The 19254-nt window shown below is 73.6% G+C and carries 21 protein-coding genes; 9 read left to right on the top strand and 12 right to left on the bottom strand.

Features of this window, described 5'->3' with window-relative positions; genetic code table 11:
* Nucleotides 1-19 precede the first annotated feature (19 nt).
* Nucleotides 20-955, top strand: coding sequence for an AMP-binding protein (locus AMA02S_RS14280; RefSeq protein ID WP_084265138.1), 936 nt, complete (start codon nucleotides 20-22; stop codon nucleotides 953-955).
* 41 nt (nucleotides 956-996) lie between these two features.
* On the opposite strand, the gene AMA02S_RS42850 is transcribed toward AMA02S_RS14280, so the two are convergent.
* The 3 genes from AMA02S_RS42850 to AMA02S_RS42840 form a co-directional block, all read right to left on the bottom strand.
* The gene (locus tag AMA02S_RS42850; RefSeq protein ID WP_281181890.1) at nucleotides 997-1239 is read right to left on the bottom strand and encodes a SpoIIE family protein phosphatase; all 243 of its coding nucleotides are present in this window, start codon (nucleotides 1237-1239) and stop codon (nucleotides 997-999) included.
* Between the two features lie 107 nt (nucleotides 1240-1346).
* Nucleotides 1347-1793 carry a cytidine/deoxycytidylate deaminase family protein gene (locus tag AMA02S_RS42845; protein WP_067457754.1) on the bottom strand — a complete coding sequence of 149 codons (447 nt, stop codon included), beginning with the start codon at nucleotides 1791-1793 and terminating at the stop codon, nucleotides 1347-1349.
* A complete protein-coding gene (locus tag AMA02S_RS42840; RefSeq protein ID WP_067457751.1) occupies nucleotides 1786-2472 on the bottom strand; it encodes a RibD family protein in 687 nt (228 codons plus the stop codon). The genes AMA02S_RS42845 and AMA02S_RS42840 overlap by 8 nt, the downstream gene beginning before the upstream one ends.
* A 280-nt stretch (nucleotides 2473-2752) precedes the next feature.
* Between AMA02S_RS42840 and AMA02S_RS14265 the strand changes: the two genes are divergently transcribed.
* Nucleotides 2753-3886: an exonuclease SbcCD subunit D gene (locus AMA02S_RS14265; RefSeq protein ID WP_067457748.1), complete on the top strand. Its 1134-nt coding sequence runs from the start codon at nucleotides 2753-2755 to the stop codon at nucleotides 3884-3886.
* Nucleotides 3883-6906: an AAA family ATPase gene (locus AMA02S_RS14260; RefSeq protein WP_067457746.1), complete on the top strand. Its 3024-nt coding sequence runs from the start codon at nucleotides 3883-3885 to the stop codon at nucleotides 6904-6906. Before AMA02S_RS14265 ends, AMA02S_RS14260 begins: the two co-directional genes overlap by 4 nt.
* A 28-nt stretch (nucleotides 6907-6934) precedes the next feature.
* Here AMA02S_RS14260 and AMA02S_RS14255 read toward each other — a convergent pair whose 3' ends face one another.
* Both AMA02S_RS14255 and AMA02S_RS14250 read right to left on the bottom strand, forming a co-directional pair.
* On the bottom strand, nucleotides 6935-7726 hold the full coding sequence (locus AMA02S_RS14255; protein WP_067457745.1) for an SAM-dependent methyltransferase: 792 nt from the start codon (nucleotides 7724-7726) through the stop codon (nucleotides 6935-6937).
* Nucleotides 7727-8033: 307 nt separating this feature from the next.
* Nucleotides 8034-8486 carry a MarR family winged helix-turn-helix transcriptional regulator gene (locus AMA02S_RS14250; RefSeq protein WP_218004963.1) on the bottom strand — a complete coding sequence of 151 codons (453 nt, stop codon included), beginning with the start codon at nucleotides 8484-8486 and terminating at the stop codon, nucleotides 8034-8036.
* Nucleotides 8487-8602: 116 nt separating this feature from the next.
* On the opposite strand from AMA02S_RS14250, the gene AMA02S_RS14245 reads away from it, so the two are divergent.
* Nucleotides 8603-9613 (top strand): SMP-30/gluconolactonase/LRE family protein, encoded by a 1011-nt coding sequence (locus AMA02S_RS14245; RefSeq protein ID WP_067457738.1) that lies wholly within the window; start codon nucleotides 8603-8605, stop codon nucleotides 9611-9613.
* Between the two features lie 37 nt (nucleotides 9614-9650).
* Here AMA02S_RS14245 and AMA02S_RS14240 read toward each other — a convergent pair whose 3' ends face one another.
* The 4 genes from AMA02S_RS14240 to AMA02S_RS44680 form a co-directional block, all read right to left on the bottom strand.
* Nucleotides 9651-9971 carry a GroES family chaperonin gene (locus AMA02S_RS14240; protein WP_067457736.1) on the bottom strand — a complete coding sequence of 107 codons (321 nt, stop codon included), beginning with the start codon at nucleotides 9969-9971 and terminating at the stop codon, nucleotides 9651-9653.
* A gap of 10 nt (nucleotides 9972-9981) precedes the next feature.
* The gene (locus tag AMA02S_RS14235; RefSeq protein WP_067457733.1) at nucleotides 9982-10893 is read right to left on the bottom strand and encodes an NAD-dependent epimerase/dehydratase family protein; all 912 of its coding nucleotides are present in this window, start codon (nucleotides 10891-10893) and stop codon (nucleotides 9982-9984) included.
* Nucleotides 10894-11039: 146 nt separating this feature from the next.
* Nucleotides 11040-11807, bottom strand: a complete 768-nt coding sequence (locus tag AMA02S_RS14230; protein ID WP_067457730.1) for an SDR family NAD(P)-dependent oxidoreductase — start codon at nucleotides 11805-11807, stop codon at nucleotides 11040-11042.
* A 10-nt stretch (nucleotides 11808-11817) separates the two neighbouring features.
* On the bottom strand, nucleotides 11818-11946 hold the full coding sequence (locus tag AMA02S_RS44680; protein ID WP_281181892.1) for a hypothetical protein: 129 nt from the start codon (nucleotides 11944-11946) through the stop codon (nucleotides 11818-11820).
* A gap of 56 nt (nucleotides 11947-12002) precedes the next feature.
* Between AMA02S_RS44680 and AMA02S_RS14225 the strand changes: the two genes are divergently transcribed.
* Nucleotides 12003-12395: a DUF4132 domain-containing protein gene (locus AMA02S_RS14225; RefSeq protein WP_067457727.1), complete on the top strand. Its 393-nt coding sequence runs from the start codon at nucleotides 12003-12005 to the stop codon at nucleotides 12393-12395.
* Here AMA02S_RS14225 and AMA02S_RS14220 read toward each other — a convergent pair.
* Nucleotides 12325-12987 (bottom strand): helix-turn-helix domain-containing protein, encoded by a 663-nt coding sequence (locus tag AMA02S_RS14220; RefSeq protein WP_067457724.1) that lies wholly within the window; start codon nucleotides 12985-12987, stop codon nucleotides 12325-12327. The genes AMA02S_RS14225 and AMA02S_RS14220 overlap by 71 nt on opposite strands.
* 93 nt (nucleotides 12988-13080) lie before the next feature.
* On the opposite strand from AMA02S_RS14220, the gene AMA02S_RS14215 reads away from it, so the two are divergent.
* Entirely contained in the window at nucleotides 13081-13956 is an 876-nt protein-coding gene (locus tag AMA02S_RS14215) for an aldo/keto reductase (protein WP_067458904.1), read from the top strand.
* Between the two features lie 91 nt (nucleotides 13957-14047).
* Complete coding sequence (locus AMA02S_RS14210) at nucleotides 14048-14605, top strand: PadR family transcriptional regulator (RefSeq protein ID WP_067457721.1); 558 nt, start codon at nucleotides 14048-14050, stop codon at nucleotides 14603-14605.
* A gap of 57 nt (nucleotides 14606-14662) precedes the next feature.
* On the opposite strand, the gene AMA02S_RS14205 is transcribed toward AMA02S_RS14210, so the two are convergent.
* Nucleotides 14663-16072, bottom strand: a complete 1410-nt coding sequence (locus AMA02S_RS14205) for an APC family permease (RefSeq protein ID WP_084265136.1) — start codon at nucleotides 16070-16072, stop codon at nucleotides 14663-14665.
* A 153-nt stretch (nucleotides 16073-16225) separates the two neighbouring features.
* Between AMA02S_RS14205 and AMA02S_RS14200 the strand changes: the two genes are divergently transcribed.
* Both AMA02S_RS14200 and AMA02S_RS14195 read left to right on the top strand, forming a co-directional pair.
* Nucleotides 16226-16846, top strand: a complete 621-nt coding sequence (locus AMA02S_RS14200) for a TetR/AcrR family transcriptional regulator (RefSeq protein WP_067457717.1) — start codon at nucleotides 16226-16228, stop codon at nucleotides 16844-16846.
* Nucleotides 16843-17952, top strand: a complete 1110-nt coding sequence (locus tag AMA02S_RS14195; protein WP_067457714.1) for a DmpA family aminopeptidase — start codon at nucleotides 16843-16845, stop codon at nucleotides 17950-17952. The genes AMA02S_RS14200 and AMA02S_RS14195 overlap by 4 nt, the downstream gene beginning before the upstream one ends.
* Before the next feature lie 30 nt (nucleotides 17953-17982).
* Here AMA02S_RS14195 and AMA02S_RS14190 read toward each other — a convergent pair whose 3' ends face one another.
* Nucleotides 17983-18969, bottom strand: coding sequence for a diacylglycerol/lipid kinase family protein (locus tag AMA02S_RS14190; protein ID WP_067458898.1), 987 nt, complete (start codon nucleotides 18967-18969; stop codon nucleotides 17983-17985).
* Between the last annotated feature and the right edge of the window lie 285 nt (nucleotides 18970-19254).

Raw genomic sequence — 19254 nt, 5'->3', positions numbered from 1 at the left:
GGCGGCATACCGTCGGCCCATGCCCGACGGAGACACCGCCGCCCCGCCGACCGTTGCCGAGACCACGGTGACCCGCGTCGTACTGGGCGCCGCGGCCGACAACGCCGCCCGGTACGGCGACCGGAGCGCCCTCACCGACTCGGGAGGGGAACTCGGCTACGCGCGGTTCGCGGCGGCGGTCCCGGCCGCCGCGTGCGGACTGCGGCGGCACGGAGTCCGTCCCGGCGATGTCGGGGCGGTCCATGTCACCGGCGCCTGTGACCTCGCCCTCGCCGTGCACGCGATCACCGCCGCGGGAGCCGTGCCCGCCCTGCTGCGGGCCGGCGCGGACGCCGCCGAGCTCGCCGCGATGATGAACGAGTGCGGCGCCCGCTTCCTGCTGACCGGAATGGAGGGCGCCGGGCAGGCCGTGGCCGCGACGGAACGCTGCTACGTCCGGCAGGTCTTCGCGTTCGGGGACGTCCCCGGCGCGACTCGGTTCGTCCGCCTGATGGACGAGGTGTCCGGCGAGACCTTCCCGGTCCCACCGCCCGACCCGCTTCGCGACACCGCGCTGCGGTTGTGCGGGCCGTCCGAGGAGATGACGCACGCCGACCGCCTAGCGGACCTCTACCGGCTGGGTGGGGTGGCGGGCCTCGGTGACGGGGACGTGCTCGCTTTGTGCGGACGGGACGTTTCCACGCCGACCTGGCTCGGCCTGGTCGACCTGTGCCTCACCCAGGGGGCGCTGCTCGCCGGCGTGTCCGGCACCGGCGCGGGCGCGCTGCTCGATGCGATCGTCCGGCAGCGGGCGACGGCGGCCGTCGTGACGCCCACCAAGCTTCGCGCGATCGCCTTCGACCACGACACGGTCCCGGTGCCGGGCGTCCGCCTGCTGGTCACGGGCGCCGCGTCCCCGGAGGCGGTGCGGGGCTGCCGCACCCGGCACGGCTGGACGGTGTCGCCGCTGACCTGACCGGCTGCTCCACACGGCAGGCGAGGCTGGCACGTCGTCGTTCAGCGGGTGGGGGCTGAAGTCGCGCACCGCGCCCCGGCGCGACTGAAGAGGGGGGTGGCCAGCCCCTTGTCGTCGAGCTGCCGTTCGCCGTCGCGCCGCTCGGTGATCCCGTCGGTGACGCACAGCAGCAGGTCCCCCGGAGCGAGGTCCACCGAGCCGAGGTCGTAACCCGTTCCCGCGAGGGCGCCGAGCAGGATCTGGGACGCGCCTACCTCGGTGACCTCACCGGACGCGTCGAGCAGCAGCCCTACGACGCCCTCTTCGTCCCGGCGGCACCCGACCTGTGATGTCGTGCCGGCCGCGGGATGGATCGGTGCTCCAGGCAGGCGGTCGGCCCCTGATCCGGCGGTCAGAGCAGGTGGGCGTTGGGCTCGCGGGCCCGGTCGGCGAGCTCGGGCAGCTCGACCGGCTCGACGCCCGCCGCCGCGAGGATCTCCGCGCCCGTTCCGGCCGTGAACAGGGACGGCTCCCGCCACGCGAACACCACGCGCCGCGCGCCGGACGCGACGATCAGCTCCGCGCACGGGCGCGGGCGCGAGGCCCGGGCGCCGCACGGCTCCAGCGAGCTGTAGACCGTCGCGCCGCGCAGGCGCCCGGCCCGCCCCACGAGGATGCCCGCCTTGGCGAGCGCGGCCTCCTCGGCGTGGTCGTGCGGGTCGCCCTCGCGGGAGAAACCGCGGGCGATCTCGCGTCCGTTGGCGTCCACGATGACGGCGCCGACCGAGAAGGCCGTCGTGGACGGCGGGCACAGCCGGGCGAGGTCGCAGGCCAGCCCGAGCCAGCCGAGGTCATCCACGCCCCGCCCCGGTGAGGAAGCGCAGCAGTGCCAGATTGCCGATGCGGGTGATCTCCTCCAGCCGCATCGGGTGCTCCGGGGACTGCGGGAACACGCCCGAGCCCACGAACCGCGGTGCGGAGGGGTCGCCGATGAGGAAGGGCGCCACGACGAGTTGCAGTTCGTCCACCGCTCCCGCGGTCAGGAACAGCGTGTGGATCCCGCCGCCGCCCTCCACCATCAGCCGCCGGACGCCGCGCGCCGCGAGGTCGCCGAGGACGGTGTCCAGGGTGAGCGGCTCGCCGGCGTCGACGACCTCGGCGAGGTCGCCCAGCCGCGCGGCGAGGTCGCCCGCGGTGCCCGCCGGGGCGTAGACGAGCTTCGGGGCGGAGCCCGTGGTGAAGAACTTCGCGGCCGGGTCCAGGTCGCCGCTCCAGGTCAGCGTCACCTTCGTCAGGTCGGACGGCATCCCGCGCGCCGCGCGCTGCTCCTTGCGCGCGGGCGAACGGATCAGCAGCTGGGGATCGTCGGCGCGTACCGTCCCCGCGCCCACCAGGATCGCGTCGCACCCGGCCCGCACCGTGTCCACCCGATCGAAGTCGGCCGGGCTCGACAACCGCAGCCGCTCAGGAGTCGCGTCGTCGATGTATCCGTCGACGGACATCGCACAGCTCAGCAGCACATAAGGACGCTCGCTCACGCCAGCAAGCCTAGAGCCGTCCTCCGGTGCCACCGGCCGGATACCCATGAGAAGAGCCGGTTTCGCTCTGACCTCAGCGATCACGCGAGCGCGTTACCGGCCCGGGTGGGGCGATGCCGGAGGCAAGGCCTCACCCGGGCCGATCGCGAAGCCATGTCGCGCTCGCCCAGGGACGGTGAGGAAGGTCGAGCCGCCAGGCGCGCCCTCTTCACCGAGATTGAAAGCAACACGGCGTTTCTGCGCGGGATGTGTCGGAGGGGGTGCCTATGGTTGCCGGGACATGCGAATCCTGCACACCTCCGACTGGCACCTGGGGAGATCGTTCCACCGCGAGGACCTGATGGCGGCCCAGCAGAGCTTTGTCGACCATCTGGTCGATACGGTCCGGGCGGAGCGGGTCGACTGCGTGCTGATCTCCGGTGACGTCTACGACCGGGCGCTGCCACCCGTGGACGCCGTCCGCTTGTTCGACGACACGCTCGGGCGGCTGAAGGGGCTCACCCGGGTCGTGCTCATCGCGGGCAATCACGACTCCACCCGCCGCCTGGGCTTCGGGTCGGCGCTGATGGACGACGCCGGGGTGCATGTCCGCACCGACTTCGCGCGGGTGGGGGAGCCGGTCCTCGTCGAGGACACGGCCGTCTACGGCATCCCCTACCTGGAACCCGAGCTCGTCCGGCAGCCGTGGGACCTCGACGAGCGCAGCCACGCCGCGACGCTGGCGGAGGCGATGCGCCGCGTCCGGGCCGACGCCGCGCGGCGCGGCCCCGGCGTGCGGTCGGTCGTGCTGGCGCATGCCTTCGTGACCGGCGGCGAGGCCAGCGAGAGCGAGCGCGACATCTCCGTCGGCGGCTCCTCTCACGTTCCCGCGTCGGTGTTCGAGGGCGTCGACTACGCGGCCCTTGGCCACCTGCACGGTGCCTGGCCCGTCACCGACCGCGTCCGCTACTCGGGCTCGCCGCTGGCCTACTCCTTCTCCGAGGAGCATCAGGTCAAGGGTTCGTGGCTGGTGGACCTGCGCGCCGACGGGGTCGCCGCGGAGTTCGCGGAAGCCCCGGTCCCGCGCCGGATCGCGCGGATCCGCGGCCGCATCGAGGACCTGCTCGCCGACGCCTCGTTCGAGCCGTACGAGGACCGCTGGCTCCAGGTGACGCTGACCGACCCGCGCCGCCCGTCCGCGGCGATGGAGCGGCTGCGTCGCCGTTTCCCGCACGCGCTCGTCCTCGGTTTCGAACCCGGCGGCCGCGAGGCCGGTGCCGGGCGTACCTGGTCCGAACGGGTACGCGAGCGGTCCGAGTTGGACATCGCGGGCGACTTCGTCGCCGAGGTGACCGACGGGCCGGCGAGCGCGGCCGAGCGCGACCTGCTGCACGAGGCGTTCGAGCACTGCCGTCGGAAGGAGTCCCTCGCGTGAGGTTGCACCGGCTGGAGGTCACCGCGTTCGGGCCCTTCTCCGGGACGGAGCAGATCGACTTCGACGCGCTGTCGGACGCCGGGCTGTTCCTCATCCAGGGCCGGACGGGCGCGGGCAAGACCAGCGTGCTCGACGCGGTGTGCTTCGCGCTCTACGGGCGCGTCCCCGGCGCGCGCAGGGCGGTCAAGGGCCTGCGCAGCGATCATGCGTCGCCCGGCGCCGTGCCGCGTGTCGTGCTGGAGACGACGATCCGGGGGCGCCGCATGCGGCTCACCAGGTCTCCGGAGTGGGAGCGGCCGAAGCTTCGGGGGGACGGCACCAAGAAGGAGAACCACAAAGTCCTGCTGGAGGAGTTCGCCGACGGCGCGTGGTTCGGGCACTCGACCCGGATCGACGAGACCGCCGACCTGGTCAAGAGCCTGCTCGGCATGGACGCCGACCAGTTCTGCCAGGTGGCGATGCTGCCGCAGGGCGAGTTCGCCGGGTTCCTGCGCGCCGGGGCCGACGAACGCCGCAAGGTGCTGGAGCGGCTGTTCGCGACCGAGGTGTTCGCGCAGGTGGAGAAGTGGCTGGCCGACCGCCGCGCCGCCACCGGCCGCGAGGCCGGCGAGCTGGGAGCGCGGGCCGTGTCCATCGCAGACCGCGTCGCGGAGGCGACCGGCGCCGCGGCGCCGCGGCGGGAACGCGCGGCCGTCCCGCAGCCGCGCCGCGGGGAACCGATGCCGGAACCGTCCGCCGACGTGGCGGGCCTGCCCGCGTGGGCGGCCGAGTTGGCCGGCGTCCACGAGGACGTCCGTGTCGTGACCGAGGAACTGCGCGCGGGTGCCGCCGGCACGCTGGAGGCCGCCCGCGAGGCGCTCCGCGGCGGCGCGGACCTCGCCGACCGGCAGCGGCGGCACGCGGAGGCGCTGGTTCGCCGCGACGCGCTCGCCGAGCGCGCCGCGGAACGGTCCGAGGTCGCCTCGCGGCTCGACACCGCGGCCCGCGCCGACCGTGTCGTTCCGCTGGTGCGGGCGGTCGCCGACCGGCACGAGCGGGCCCGGCACGCGCGCCGCTGGGCGGACCAGACCCGCTCGCGGGTCGCGACGATGCTGCCGCCGAACGCGCCGGAGGACGTCCTCGTCAAGGCCGAGCGGCAGCGCCGTGACGAGGTCGCGGCGCTGGAGGGCATGCGCGGCAAGGCCGCCCGGCTTCGCGAGATCGAGGACGAGCGTGGCCGTCTGGCCGCGGAGCTGGCGCGGCTGGAGCCCGAGGAGGCCCGCGCCGCCGCGGCCCTGGCCGAGCTTCCCGGCCGGGTCGAGGAGCGTCGCGCCGGGCTGGACGAGGCGCGCGCCGCCGCCGCGGGGCGATCCGGCGCGCTGGCGGCCGTGGACGCCGCGCAGCGCAGGCTGGACGCGGCGCAGCGCCGCGACCAGGTCGAACACCTGCTCGCCGAGGCGGAGGCGGCGAGGCACGCGGCCGTTGACGCCGCCCAGGGCGCCCGGCAGCGCGTCCTCGATCTCCGGCAGGCGCGGCTGGACGGGATGGCCGCCGTACTCGCCGAGGACCTGGTGGACGGCGAACCCTGCCGGGTCTGCGGCGCGACCGAGCATCCCGCCCCCGTCACCTCGCTCGCACTGATCCCGACCGAGGAGCAGGTGGACGAGGCACAGGCCGAGGCCGATGCGGTGCAGGGCGTCCGGGAGTCGGCCACCGCCGAGGTCGAGGCGCGGCGCACGGAACGCGACGGGCTCCTGGAGAGCGCCGGTGAGGCGACCGTTGAGGCGCTCGGCGCCGGGCTGGCCGAGGCCGAGCGGTCCCTCGATGCCGCGAACGCCGTGGCCGCGGAGGCCGAGCGGCTGGAGGCCGCCCTGCACCGCGACGAGCAGGAACTCGACCGCGTCCGGGACGAGCACGCCGGGCTCGGCCAGGCCCTGGCCGAGCACCGCGCCCTCGACGGTCAGCTGTCGGCCGAGGGCACGCGGCTGCGCGGCGAGCTGGCCGAGGCGCTCGGTGCCGACGGCACCCTGGAGGCTCGTGTCGCCCGGCTCGGCCGCGAGGCGGGCGCGCTCGCCGAGGCCGTCGACGCGCTCCGCGCCGCCGACCTTGCGGCCGGGGAACTGGCCGCGGCCCGCGCCGCCGCGAAGGCCGCCGCCGAGGCGGAGGGCTTCCGCACCCCCGACGAGGTGCTCGGTGCCGCGATGGCGGACGAGGACCAGGCCGCGCTGCGCGACAGGCTCCGCCGTTTCGACGGCGAGGAGGCCGCCGTCCGCGACCGGCTCGCCGATCCCGCGCTGCGCTCGGCGGCGGCCGAGCCCGCCCCCGACCTGCCCGGCCTGGAGGCGGCCTTCGCCGCCGCCGAGGCCGCGCACACCGGTGTCGCGTCCGCCGCCGACCGCGCTCGGCTCCGCTGCGACCGCATCGCCGAGCTGCGCGCCGAACTGGACGGGGCCGTCCGCGCGTGGCGCCCGGCGCAGTCGCGGCACGCGGTCGCCGAGCGGCTCGCCGGGCTCGCCTCCGGGAAGTCCACCGCGAACCGGCACGCGATGTCGCTGTCGGCGTACGTGCTGGCGGCGCGGCTGGAGCAGGTCGTCGCCGCCGCGAACGAGCGGCTCGCCCGCATGTCCGGGACCCGCTACGCGCTCGTCCACACGACCGAGAAGGCGCTGGGCGACCGCAGCAAGAGCGCGGGCGGCCTCGGGCTGCGCGTCGCCGACGCCTGGACGGGGCTGGAGCGCGACCCGGTGACGCTGTCGGGCGGCGAGTCGTTCATCACCTCCCTGTCGCTCGCACTCGGCCTCGCCGACGTGGTCACCGCCGAGGCCGGCGGCACCGAGATCGGCACGCTGTTCGTCGACGAGGGCTTCGGGACCCTCGACGAGGAGACCCTCGACGAGGTCATGGACGTCCTGGACGGGCTGCGCGACGGCGGCCGGGCGGTCGGCATCGTCAGCCACGTCGCCGAGTTGCGGGCCCGCATCCCCGCGCAGCTGCGCGTCACCAAGGACCGCGCCGGATCCACCGTCAAGATCATCGTCTGACGGTCCGGGACGGTGGCGGGGGCACTGGTCAGGGCTTGCGGCCGACGCCCGCGAGCAGCCATCCGGAGGCCGGCTCGTAGGGACGGTCGGGGCGCCACTCGGGAGCGTGCACCAGACCGGGCTCGACGACGTCGAGGCCGCCGAACAGGCCCGCCAGCCGCTCGGCCGAGCGGAACGCCAGGTGGATCCCGATCTGCTCGGTGAGCTTGCGATGCGCGGCCCAGTCGTCCGCGGTGAGGTTGTCGGCGAGGAAATCGCAGACGACGAGGTGGCTGCCGGGCGCCATCGCGTCCCGGAACGCCCGGACGGTCGACTCCGGGTCGTCCTCGTCGCGGACGTGGCCCAGCACCGAGATCATCAGTACGCCGACCGGCCGGTCGAAGTCGATGAGCGCCGTCACCTCGGGATGTCCGATGATCTCGTGCGGGCGGCGGGCGTCGCCGTGCACGGCCGTCGCGCCCGGGACCGAGTGCAGCAGCGCCTGGTAGTGGACGACGGCGACGCGGTCGTGGTCGACGTAGGCGACCCGCGCGTCCGGGGCGGCACGTCCGGCGACCTCGTGCACGTTGCCCTTGCCGGGCAACCCGCAGCCGACGTCGACGAACTGCCGTACGCCCGCCTCCAGCAGGTAACGGACGGCGCGCCGCATGAACTTGCGGTTCTCGCGGGGCAGCAGGTGCGCGACGCGGTGCGCGGCGAGCGCGGCGGCGGCGGCTTCGCGGTCGGCGCTGTAGTTGTCCTTGCCGCCGAGGGAGTAGTCGTAGACGCGCGCGCTCGCGGCGCCCGCGAATCCGAGGTCGGACGGGTCACTGTCGATCATCGTGTCCCCTCGACTGAGAGCGGGGGTGGGGTCGAGGAGGCCCCAGCTTAGTGGATCACGATCACGGTATGCAGGGCGGGTGTCGCAGAAAGTGGCGGACCCGCCGGGTCGGCGGGAGATGTACTGCAGGATCACGTTGTGGACGTGGTGGCTCGACCCGACCGGTCGTGCGGGATCGCGTTGCCCATGCGTCCTTCTGTGCCCTGTCTCCAGAGGCCGGTCTCCTGTGGCCTGCCTCCCGTGCCTCCTGGTCGGCGACTCGGCGACTCGGGCCGTTCCGGCGTGCCCGTGCGGTGGCGGTAGCGGCTCAGCCGCCGCGTGCCGGGCGGGCGGTTTCGAGGAAGTCGACGCAGCGGCCCAGCAGTTCGATCAGCGCGGCGCGCTCGTCCTCGGTGAACTCGGCGGCGAGGCCCCGCTCGACGCGCACCGCGCGGACGTCGGCGTCCGCCAGCGCGGCCTCGCCGTCGGAGGTGAGGCGGGTCTCCAGGATGTTGCGGTGCCACTCGTGCGGCGTCCGCTCGATCAGCCCGCGCTCCTGGAGGTTCTTCAGGACGGTGTTCATCGTCGGCGGGGTCACGGCGCACGCCCGGGCCAGCGCCGCCGCCGACATGCCGGGGTTGTCGGCCAGGTGCAGCAGGGCGGCGTACTGCGGAACCGTGAGCCCGCTCGGCCTCACCGCGGCCTGCTTGGCCCCGTTGAGCGCCTGCTCGGCGCGCTTGAGGTAGGAGCCGATGCGCTCCGGAACGGGCATTGAGGTCATCCCCGCATGGTATCGAGCCTGCGAACGAAAGAGGGTTGACGAGTATTAGAGTTCTATCTAGTGTTCGTATGCGTTCTGATCTTGCGATACGAATCTTGTAGTGCGAATGGAGAGTCATGTCCCGGTTCATCCGCTCCACCGCGGCGGCGGCCACCGCCCTCGCCACGGCCGTCCTGCCCGCGTCCGTCTCCCTCGCCGCGCCGTCCGCCGCGCCGGTCCCGGCGGCGCCCGCGCCGTCCCGGGTGCGGATCAGCACGGCGTTCGAGCTCCCCGGAGATCGCGTCTACCCGGAGGGCATCGCCACCGACCCCCGCACCGGCGCCTTCTACGCCGCGTCCTTCGAGGACGGCACCGTCTACAGGAGGGCGCCCGGCCACCGGGTGGCCGAGGAGTTCCTGCCCGCGGGCGCGGACGGCCGCCGCACCGCCAACGGGCTGAAGGTCGACCGGGCCGGACGGCTCTGGGTGTGCGACTCCTCATCCGGTGTGTCGGTGTACGACACGCGGACCCGCCGTCTCCTCGCCCGCTTCGTCGTCCCCGGCGGCGCGGCCACGTTCGTCAACGACGTGGCCATCGCCCCGGACGGCAGCGCCTACCTCACCGACAGCCTGCGCGCCGTCGTCTACCGGGTGACCACGCGCGAGGTGACGCAGGGAGGGGTCATCACCCTCAAGTCGCGCTTCGACCTCGGCCGCGTCCTGGAGGCGCACGCGCCGGGCGCGTTCACGCTCAACGGGATCATCGCCGACCCCGCGGGACGCTACCTGCTGACCGTCGACATGACCGGTGGCGACCTCTACCGCCTCGACACCGCCTCCGGCGTCGTTGGCAAGGTGGCGCTGCGCGGCGGCGACATGCGCAACGCCGACGGCTTGGAACTCCAGCACGGCCGGCTGTGGGTGGTGCACAACGTCGACAACGCGATCAGTCGCTGGCGGGTCGGGCGCGGCGGTGCCACGGCCGGCCAGGAGCGCCGGGTCACGGACACCGGCCTGCAACTCCCGACGACCCTGGCCCGCAGCCGGAACACGCTCTACGTCGTCCGCTCCCAGTTCGACAAGGGGGGTCCCCTGGGACCGGGCACCCCGCAGAAGCCGTTCACCATCGCCGCGGTCCGCGGGCTCTAGCAGCCGGACGGACGCGGGGCCCGGTCACTAGTCGTGGCTACAGGTAGAGGCCGGTGCCGTGCTCGGGACGCTCGCTGGCGATGGCGTGCAGGTCGCGCTCGCGCATGACCAGGTAGTTCTCGCCCTGGATCTCGACCTCGTACTGGTCGCCGGGGTGGAACAGCACGCGGTCGCCCGTCTTGACGATCCGGACATGGTGGCCGACGCCGCAGACCTCGCCCCATACCAGGCGGCCGGCCTGCTCGACCGTCGCGGGGATCACGATCCCACCGGTGCTGCGGCGCTCGCCGCTGTCCTTCTCCACCTTGATCATGACACGGTCGTGCAGCATCTGGACTTCGAACTTCGGCTCGGGCACGCCGGGGAGTTTAGCCGTCCGCGCGGGTCAGGGCGTCCCACGAGCCCGCGATGATCTCCGGTAGGGACGAGCGGGCCGGCCGCCAGCCGAGCCCGCCGATGATCGCGGCGGCGTCGCAGAGCAGCACCGGCGGCTCGGGACGCGGCGGGCGGCGCAGGGTGGGGACCTGCCGGCCGGTGACCTCCTGCACGGTGGCGACGACCTCGTGGACGGCCGCGCCCGCGCCGCTACCGACGTTGTAGACGCGCTCCTCACCGGGGCGGACGGCCTCCAGCGCGCGGACGTGGGCGGCGGCGAGGTCGTCCACGTGCAGGTACTCGCGGACGGCGGCGCCGTCGCCGTTGATCTCCAGATGGGGGGCGCGTCCGGCGGCGACCGCGAGGGCCTTCGGGATCAGCCGGGTCTCGTCGGGGTCGGGCCGCCCGTCCACCGAGCCCGCGACGTTGAAGGTCCGCAGCACCACGGCGCCGATCTCGCCCGTGCGGGCGTGGAAGCGGACGGCCTGCTCGGCCGCCAGCTTGGACGCACCGTACGGGCTGGTCGGGGCAGTGCCCTCGGTCTCCGGGATCGGCTGCCGCTCGGGGGTGCCGTACACGGCGGCCGTCGATCCGTACACGACCCGGGTGCCGCCCACGGCCTGGAGGAGGTTGACCGTCCCCTGCACGTTGACGGTGAAGAAGCGGAGCGGTTCGGCGAACGACTCGCGGACCTGCGTCAGCGCGGCGAGGTGGCACACCCCGTCGTAGGGGCCCCGCGGCAGCCCGCCGGGGTCGAGCAGGTCACCGACGACGGGGCGCACCCCGTCCGGGACGCGGGCGTCCGGGTGCCGGACCAGCCCGTCCACCTCGTGCCCGGCGGCGATGAGACGCCGCCCGACTGCATACCCGACATAGCCCGACGCACCCGTCACCAGTACCCGCATGCCCCAAGCATCCCGGAATCAGGGCGGGGACGTGGCATGCGCGCGAACTTCATCCGCTCCCGGACGTCACCCGCCCTCGAACTGCGGCCGCCCTCGAACTGCGGCCGCCCTCGGGCTCCGGCTCGCCGCCCGTCCGCCGAGCCGGATCAGGTGTACTTGCGCCCCCGGTTGGAGCTCAACCGCGCGACCAACTCACGGGGCAGCAGCCGGGTGAGGCTCACGATCGCCTTGTACTGCGCGCCGGGGACGCTGATCTGCACACCGCGCCGCAGGTCGCGCAGCGCCGCGTCCACGACAGCCGTGTCCTCCAGCCACATGAAGTCCGGCAGGCCCGACATGTCCATCTGGGCGCGGTCGTGGAACTCGGTGTGCACGAACCCGGGGCACAGCGCCATCACATGGATCCTGCCGTGCGAGCGGCCCGCGATGTCGGCGGCCACACCCTCGCTGAAGCTCACCACCCACGCCTTGGACGCGCCATAGGTGCCGCGCGCCGCGAACGCCGCCACCGACGAGACGTTGATGACGGCACCCCGGCCCCGGTCCAGCATGCCGGGCAGCGCCGCGTGCGTGAGGCGCAGGACGGCCTCGCAGTGCACCTTCAGCATGGTCGTCTCGTCCGAGACGGGCACGTCCAGGAACTTGCCCTTGTTGCCGAAGCCGGCGTTGTTGACGAGCAGGTCGACGCCCGCGCGGACGCGCTCCTCGGCGGCGGCCAGCCCCTCCTCGGTGGACAGGTCGGCGCGCAACGTCTCGGCCTGGACGGCGTACTTCTCGCGCAGGTCGGCGGCCGTCCGGTCGAGACGCTCGCCGTCGCGGGCGAGCAGGACGAGGTCGAGTCCGTCTGAGGCGAGGCGGCGGGCGAACGCGGCGCCGATGCCCGCGGTCGCGCCGGTGATGAAGGCGGTCGGCATGGGATCGAGCCTAGGGCGGCGGACTACCGCGTGGTAGCACCTTGGACGCGGAAGTGCCGGGGTCGGGACGGCGGGGCGCGCGGCGGTAGGCGAACGCGAAGCCGGGCCAGTTGTCGACCACCGCGCCGTCGGCGGTCATGTACCAGCTCCGGCAGCCCGCCTCTGGCGGACGAGCGGTCCCGTGTCGAGACCCTGATGTCGGCCGAACGGGAGTGGGACTTCGCCGACTGGTGCCGCCACTACCGTGACCATCCGGTCACCGGGCACATCGCGCAGGCCCTGATCTGGGAGTTCGAGGACGCGGACGGGCACCGGCACGCGGCCACCCCCGGCGGCCGGGCGCTGCCCGTCCCGCCGCTCGTCTTCAGCGAGGCGGTGCGGGACGTGGAACTGCTCGTCGGCACCGCCTCGATCGCCACGGACCCGCGATGGCCGGGAGGGGTCCGGGCCGCGGCGCCGGACGCCACCGCACTACTGGCAGAGGCGGCGTTCGGTGCGCTGACGGCGCCCGCCGGGGTCAGCCGAGCAGCCCGAGCTCGTGCGCCCGCAGGCCCGCCTGGAACCGCGACTCGGCGTCCAGCAGTGTGAGGATCTCGGCCACCCGCCGCCGGTAGGTGCGCAGCGACAGCCCGAGCCGCCGCGCGGCGGCCTCGTCCTTCAGGCCGCCGCCGAGCAAGCGCAGGATGTGCCGGCTCTCCTCGCTCAGCGCGGGCGGCCGGTCCCGGCGGTAGTCGGCGAGCTCGGCGGCCGTCTCCCAGGTCGCCCAGAACAGCGAGATCACGCCCTTCACCACGCCCGGCGACCGGACGATGGTGTACTCGCGGACCCCGGCCCGCGGCGGGCCCGCGAGGATCGCGATCCGCCGGTCGATGACGATCGTCTCGTGCGGCAGCGGCGTCGCACAGATCCGGACGCGCGGGCCGCGCTTGGCGATCTCCACCAGCCGCCGCTCGGAATCCTCGTCGGCGAGCGCCGCCGGGTTGTGCAGCTTGTAGGCGAGCAGGCCGGGCCGGCGCGCGCGCTTGGCGATGATCTCGTCGCGGACGCCCGGCAGCGCCCAGGTCCGCAAATCTTGCGCGGCGCAGACGAACTCCTCGCGGGCGTCGAACAGATGCCCCGCGCGCTCGGCCAACTCGACCTCGCCGCGCAGGACCACGTTCCGGTCGAGGTCGACGCTCATCGCCTCCCAGTCTGCCAGCCCGCCCGGACCGCCGGAATGGCAGCAAGCTGCCAGCCGATCGTCCCCTCGCGGTCCGCCCGGCACAGTGAGGTCATGACCACCGAGATCACCGAAGAACGGCATTTCGACCTGGGCGGGGACCTGCGGGTCGCCCGGATGGGCCTCGGCGCGATGCGCCTGCCCGCCTCGACGCGGGGCGGACCGGCCCACGACCGCGACACCGTCCTCGGCGTCCTCAGCCGCGCCGTCGAGCTGGGCGTCGACCACATCGACACCGCCGCGTTCTACCACCAGCACGGGCTCGCCGCGAACGAGCTGATCCGCACGGCGCTGAACCCCTATCCCTCCGGCCTGGTGATCGCCACGAAGGTCGGGCCGTACCGGGGCCCGGACGACCCGTATCCCACCGGCCAGCTCCCGGCCTCGGGCCTGCGCGGCGAGGTGGAACGCAACCTGCGCGAGCTGGACCGCGACCGGCTCGACCTCGTCTACCTGCGGCCCGGCGGCCTGGACACCCCGATGGACGAGTCGATCGCGGAGCGCTTCTCCGTCCTGGCGGAGCTCCGTGAGGAGGGCCTCATCCGGCACCTCGGCGTCAGCCATGTCAGCCTCACGCAGCTGGAGGAGGCCCAGGCCATCGCCCCGGTCGCCGCCGTCCAGAACCGGTTCGACGTGACGCGACCCGAGGACACCGACCTCCTCAAAGCCTGCGAGCGCGACGGTATCGCCTACGCGCCCTACTTCCCCCTCGGTGGCTTCGGCATCCCCGACGACGAGCGCGTCACGGCCGTCGCGGCGCGCCACGGCGCCACGGTGCCGCAGATCCTCCTCGCCGGGCTGCTCGCGCTGTCACCCGTCATCCTGGCGATTCCCGGCACCGGCTCCCGCGCGCACCTGGAGGAGAACCTCGCCGCGGCCGACCTGCGGCTGACCGCCGAGGACCTGTCCGTGCTACGAAACCGGCCGTGATCGGACGGGGTGGGGGGCCCGCGCCCGCCGGGACGCTCTAGCCTGATCCCCGGACGCGGTCAGGTGAGCGCGTCCGGGGAACGGGGGAAGGATGTCGACGACGCGGCTGCTGGTCCTCGGCGGGGTTCGGCGGTTCGGGCGGGCGCACGGGTACGAGGTGCGGCGCGAGCTGATCTCATGGGGCTCCGACGAGTGGGCCCACGTGAACCCCGGCTCGATCTACCACGCCCTGAAGCAGCTCGCCAAGGAGGGCCTGCTGCGCGCCCACGACGTGGAGGAGAGCGACGCCGGACCGCCGCACACCGACTACGAGATCACCGAGGCCGGCCGGGAGGAGTTCCTCCGGCTGCTGCGGTGCGCGCTCGCCACGGTGGACGTCCGGCACCCCGAGATGCTGATGGCCGGTCTCGGGTTCCTCACCGAGCTGACCCGCGAGGAGGCCGTCCGGCTGCTGCGCGAGCGGCTGGACGGTCTGGCGGAGTGGCGCGGGTCCGTCGCCCCGCACCTGGACGAGCAGGACGCCGGCGACCACCTTCGTGAACTGCTCGGCTGGTGGGTCCACTCCGCCGAGTCCGCCGCGGCCTGGACCCGCGGCCTGATCGAGCGACTGGAGTCCGGCGCCTACACCATGGCCGGGGACCCGCGGTGACCCGCGGCGGGTCGCCGTCCGCCCTCGCACGACGACGACCCGCCGCGGACGCTCCGGTCACTCCTCGTCGGCGGCACCCTTGAGGTGCCAGCCGCCGCGGCGGCGCAGCACGAGCGCGAAGTAGGCCGTGGAGACGACGATCACGGCGAGGGTGACGTACAGGCTGGGACGGCCGACCTCCGTGTCCTTGGCGTTCTGGTAGATGACGTAGACGAGCGCGGCGAGCGCGGCGACCGGCGCGACCGGGAAGAAGGGCATCCGGTAGCCGGCGTGGGCGGTGCTCCCGTTCCGGCGCCCCGCGATCACCGCGAGGCAGAGCGCTCCGTACACGACGACCAGGGACGTCCCGGTGACGACGAGGAGGAACTTCTCGTCCAGGAAGCACGCGCCGGCGCTGAGCACGCCGGTGAGGATCGTCGCGATCCAGGGCGTGCCGAAGCGCGGGTGGAGCGCGGTGAGCGCGCCGTCGATCTTCGGTGACCAGGTGCCGTCCCGGCCCGAACTGAAGATCAGCCGGGCGGTGAGTAGCATGATCGCGATGACCGCGTTGAGGATGGCGAGCGCGATGGCGAGGCTGATCACCGTGTTGAGGGTGTCGCCGCCGCGCTCGGTGATGAAGTACTCCAGCATGTTCTCGGAGTGCAGCAGCGTGTCCAGGTCGGGGGACCCGAGCAGGACGGCGGTGATCGGGATCAGCTCCGCGGCCACCGTGATGCCGAGGGCCCACAGGATCGTCCGGGCGATGGCCTTCTGCGCGTTGTGGGTCTCCTCGCCGAAGTACACGGCCGAGCCGTAGCCGTTGTAGGAGAAGATCGCGACGGCGGTCGCGGCGGCGATCAGCCCGGCGGACGCGGCGGTCACGCCGGAGCCCTCACCGGCCACGACCGGGTTCGTGATCAGGTCGGTGAAGGGTCGCTCGACGTGCAGGAACCCGAGCGCGGACAGCACGACCAGGGCGATCATCTCGATCGCCAGGAAGATCCCGGTGACCACCGCGTTGACCTTGATGTCGAAGATCGCGATCACGGTCGCGGCGGCCACCGTGACGGCCGCGACGACGGGGCCGTTCAGGCCGTCGATGAGGACGCTGAGGTAGGTGCCGACACCGAGCGCGATCACCGCGAGGATCAGCAGCTGGGTGATGAGGATCAGGCCCAGCACGACGAAGCCGGGCAGCCGGCCGAGCGTCCGGCCGACGATCGCGTACTCGCCGCCGGTCAGCGGGTAGGCCGACGACAGTTCGGCGTACACGAACGCCATGAAGATGCCGACGACGCCCGCGGCGGCGAAGCTCAGGAACGCTCCAGTGCCCGCTTGCGAGATCACCCCCGGCGCGATGATGAAGACCGAGGACGCGGGCGTCACCGCCGACAGGACGATGAGCAGCGCGCCGACCGTGCGCAGGCCGCGATGCAGCGCGAGCGGCCGGTCGGCGGCGACCGGGGGACGGACTTCGGGGGCGGCCATGGGGCACCTCCTCCTGAGAGAAGAATTCTTTGAATGAGTATCAAAGAACACCCGGTCACCTGGTCAAGGATTGCCGGTGTAACATCTTGGTCTCGGCTTATCTGCTCCCACCCCTGACTTGAATTGTCTGAAAGATCTTCGGAGAATGTCGGCATGGCACGACCAAGCAAGGCTCATGAGCGGCGCGCCGCCCTCGTCGCCGCCGCCCGCCGCGCGGTGATCGAGCGCGGCGTGCTCGATCTGCGGTTGCGTGACGTCGCCGAGCAGGCCGAGATGTCGTCCGGGTCCGTCCTGTACTACTTTCCGACCCTGATCGACCTGCTGCGGGAGGTGCAGCGCGAGGCCGTCGACCGGTTCTGCTCCGGGCGGGAGGAGGCGGTGCGCCGCGAACCCGACCCGCGGCGCAGGCTGACGGCGATGATCCGCAGCGGTCTGCCCTCCGGCCCGGGCGACGAGCTGTGCGTGCTGCTGTACGAACTCGGCACCATCGCCCGCCGGGAGCCCTCGTACGCCGCCGAGCACATCCGCCTGTACGAGCGGCAGGTCGGCATCTACGCCGGGATCCTGGAGACCGGCGTGGCCACCGGCGCGTTCACGCTGACCCGCGACGCCACCACGATCGCCCGCAACCTGGTCGCGCTGGAGGACGGGTACGGGCTGCACATCGTCATGGCGGTGCCCACCCTCGACACCGCACGGGCCGCACACCTGCTGCTCGCCTCCGCCGCCGATGCCACCGGTTGCGCACTTCACGACCTGGAAGGGAACACATGACCCGCGCCCGCCTGTTCGGCCTGCCGCTGCCCGGCGCTCCCGGCCCGCACAACGCGATCACCGACGTCCCGGGGGTGGAGGTCGGCTACACCACGCTGATCTCCGGGGACGGGCCGCTGACCGCGAGCGGCGGCCCGGTCCGCACCGGTGTCACCGCGCTGCTGCCGCGCGGCCGGTCCGGCTTCACCGACCCGTGCGCCGCCGGGATCCACGCGCTGAACGGCAACGGCGAGATGACCGGATCGCACTGGATCGCCGAGACCGGTGCGCTGACCCTGCCGATGCTGATCACCAACACGCACGCGGTCGGGCCATGCCACCGCGGCGCGATCGAGTGGGCGCTGCGCGAGCGCCCGTCCGCCCGCGAGTGGATGCTGCCCGTCGTCGCCGAGACCTGGGACGGCTACCTCAACGACATCCACGGCGACCACGTCCGGCCCGAGCACGCCATCGCGGCGATCGACGCGGCGCGCGGCGGCCCGGTCCGGGAGGGCTCGGTCGGCGGCGGGACGGGCATGAACTGCTACGGCTACAAGGGCGGCAGCGGCACGTCGTCGCGGATCGTGGAACACGGACCGGACACCTACACGGTCGGCGCGTTCGTCCAGGCCAACTTCGGTGGCCGCGAGCAGCTCACGGTGTGCGGGGTGCCCGTCGGCGCGGACATGGCCGACGACAACCCGATGCGGGACACCGACTGGCTCGGGCTGTCCGGCGCGGGCTCGGTCATCGTGGTCGTCGGCACGGACGCGCCGCTGCTGCCCGGCCAGTGCACCGCCCTCGCCCGCCGTGTCCCGATGGGCCTCGCCCGGACGGGCACCTACGGGCAGCACTCGTCCGGCGACATCTTCATGGCGTTCTCCACCGCCAACCCGGGCGCGATCAGCGGCGGCTTCCCGGCGGGGGAGGGGGGCTACGACACCCTCCGGTTCGTCCCGTGGAACCTGATCGACCCGTTCTACGAGGCGGTCGTCCAGGCGGTCGAGGAGGCCGTGCTGAACGTCCTGCTCGGCGCCGAGACCATGGTCGGACGGGACGGGCACCGCTCCCCGGCACTCCCGCACGATCGGCTGAAGGAACTGCTCGCGGCCCGCGGCGTGCTCTAACGAGGGCCGCGGAGCCGGGCGGCGAGCAGCTCAGGTGTCCTCGAAGCTCCGCGGGACGATCACGCGCAGGGCGTTGCCGCGCAGCCGGATCGTCACCGGTGTGCGGCCGCGGACCTCGCCGTCCACGTCCACCCGCAGCGGACGGTCGGTCTCGATCTCCACATGCGCGGTCGTGAGGAAGGCGTCCTCGTCCAGCGACCGCCACGGCCCGGTCAGCACGTGCCGGGCCGTGGCCGACGCCAGCCGCAGCCGCCGCTCGTCGCCCAGCCGGTAGACGGCGAGGAGCCGGTCGTCGGGGCTGGCGTCGCGGGCGATGCGCTGCCCGCTGTGGTGCGCGCCGTTGGCGACGTTGAGCTGGTGCGTCATCACTTCGCGGGTCTCGCCATCGATCGTGATGCGCGCGGTGAACGCCTCGTGCCGGGGCAGCAACCGCGCCGCCGTCAGCGCGTACGCGGGGCGGCCGACGACGCGCTTGAGCGCGTGCGGGACGTTCCCGGCGACCTCCACCGACAGCCCGATACTGATCATGTTGGCGAAGATGTGCTCGCGGTCGCCGCCCGGCCCCCCGTCCTGCGGGTCGCCGGTGCTGGCGAACCAGCCGACGTCCACGTCGGCGACCTTGCCGCCGTCCGGGTCCGCGACGGCGAGCGTGCGGACGGCGCCCGGCAGGTCGAGCGGCAGCTCAAGGCTTCGCGCGAAGTTGTTGGTGGTGCCGAGCGGCAGCACGCCGAGCGCGACGTCGCGGTGCGCCAGGTGGCCGACCGCCTCGGCGACCGTCCCGTCCCCGCCGCCGACGACGACCAGGTCGGGTTCGAGGGCGAGGACGTCGGCGAACAGCTCGCGCAGCCGCCCCGGTTCGGTCACCGGGAAGACGTGGACGAACTCAAGCCCCGCCTCGCGCAGCAGCCGCCGCGCCGTCCCGTACAGGCGGCGGCCCCTGCGGGAGCGGGAATTGATCACCAGGACGGCGCGGCCGCCGGCCCCGATCGCCGCCTCCAGCTCCGCCTTGCTCCGCACCCGCGCCACACTACCCGGCGCGGGGAACGGGTCTTTGATCGTCTAGGGTCTGGGGCGTGCTGGAGCCCGTTCCGATGCGGCCGTCCCGGCCTTCTGGCAGGCGCTCGGGCTGCCGGGCCTGATCGACGTGCACGTCCATTTCATGCCGCCGCGGCTGATGAGCGCGGTGCGGGAGTGCTTCGACGAGGCCGGCCCGCTGCTCGGTGCGCGGTGGCCTACCAGTCGGAGTCACTGGTCGCGCTGGAACTGGGCGATGACTGGCTTCGGGCCGTCTGTCACGACTCC

This window comes from Actinomadura macra NBRC 14102, from assembly GCF_001552215.1.
GTDB lineage: Bacteria > Actinomycetota > Actinomycetes > Streptosporangiales > Streptosporangiaceae > Spirillospora > Spirillospora macra.
Note: the sequence above shows the minus strand (reverse complement) of the source record. Positions and strands in the feature narration are given on the sequence as shown.

Coding starts and splice junctions, on each gene's coding strand:
- AMA02S_RS14280 (WP_084265138.1), top strand. CDS start 20: ATGCCCGACGGAGACACCGCCGCCCCGCCGACCGTTGCCGAGACCACG.
- AMA02S_RS14265 (WP_067457748.1), top strand. CDS start 2,753: ATGCGAATCCTGCACACCTCCGACTGGCACCTGGGGAGATCGTTCCAC.
- AMA02S_RS14255 (WP_067457745.1), bottom strand. CDS start 7,726: ATGATCGACAGTGACCCGTCCGACCTCGGATTCGCGGGCGCCGCGAGC.
- AMA02S_RS14250 (WP_218004963.1), bottom strand. CDS start 8,486: ATGACCTCAATGCCCGTTCCGGAGCGCATCGGCTCCTACCTCAAGCGC.
- AMA02S_RS14245 (WP_067457738.1), top strand. CDS start 8,603: ATGTCCCGGTTCATCCGCTCCACCGCGGCGGCGGCCACCGCCCTCGCC.
- AMA02S_RS14235 (WP_067457733.1), bottom strand. CDS start 10,893: ATGCGGGTACTGGTGACGGGTGCGTCGGGCTATGTCGGGTATGCAGTC.
- AMA02S_RS14230 (WP_067457730.1), bottom strand. CDS start 11,807: ATGCCGACCGCCTTCATCACCGGCGCGACCGCGGGCATCGGCGCCGCG.
- AMA02S_RS44680 (WP_281181892.1), bottom strand. CDS start 11,946: ATGACCGCCGACGGCGCGGTGGTCGACAACTGGCCCGGCTTCGCGTTC.
- AMA02S_RS14225 (WP_067457727.1), top strand. CDS start 12,003: ATGTCGGCCGAACGGGAGTGGGACTTCGCCGACTGGTGCCGCCACTAC.
- AMA02S_RS14220 (WP_067457724.1), bottom strand. CDS start 12,987: ATGAGCGTCGACCTCGACCGGAACGTGGTCCTGCGCGGCGAGGTCGAG.
- AMA02S_RS14215 (WP_067458904.1), top strand. CDS start 13,081: ATGACCACCGAGATCACCGAAGAACGGCATTTCGACCTGGGCGGGGAC.
- AMA02S_RS14210 (WP_067457721.1), top strand. CDS start 14,048: ATGTCGACGACGCGGCTGCTGGTCCTCGGCGGGGTTCGGCGGTTCGGG.
- AMA02S_RS14205 (WP_084265136.1), bottom strand. CDS start 16,072: ATGGCCGCCCCCGAAGTCCGTCCCCCGGTCGCCGCCGACCGGCCGCTC.
- AMA02S_RS14200 (WP_067457717.1), top strand. CDS start 16,226: ATGGCACGACCAAGCAAGGCTCATGAGCGGCGCGCCGCCCTCGTCGCC.
- AMA02S_RS14195 (WP_067457714.1), top strand. CDS start 16,843: ATGACCCGCGCCCGCCTGTTCGGCCTGCCGCTGCCCGGCGCTCCCGGC.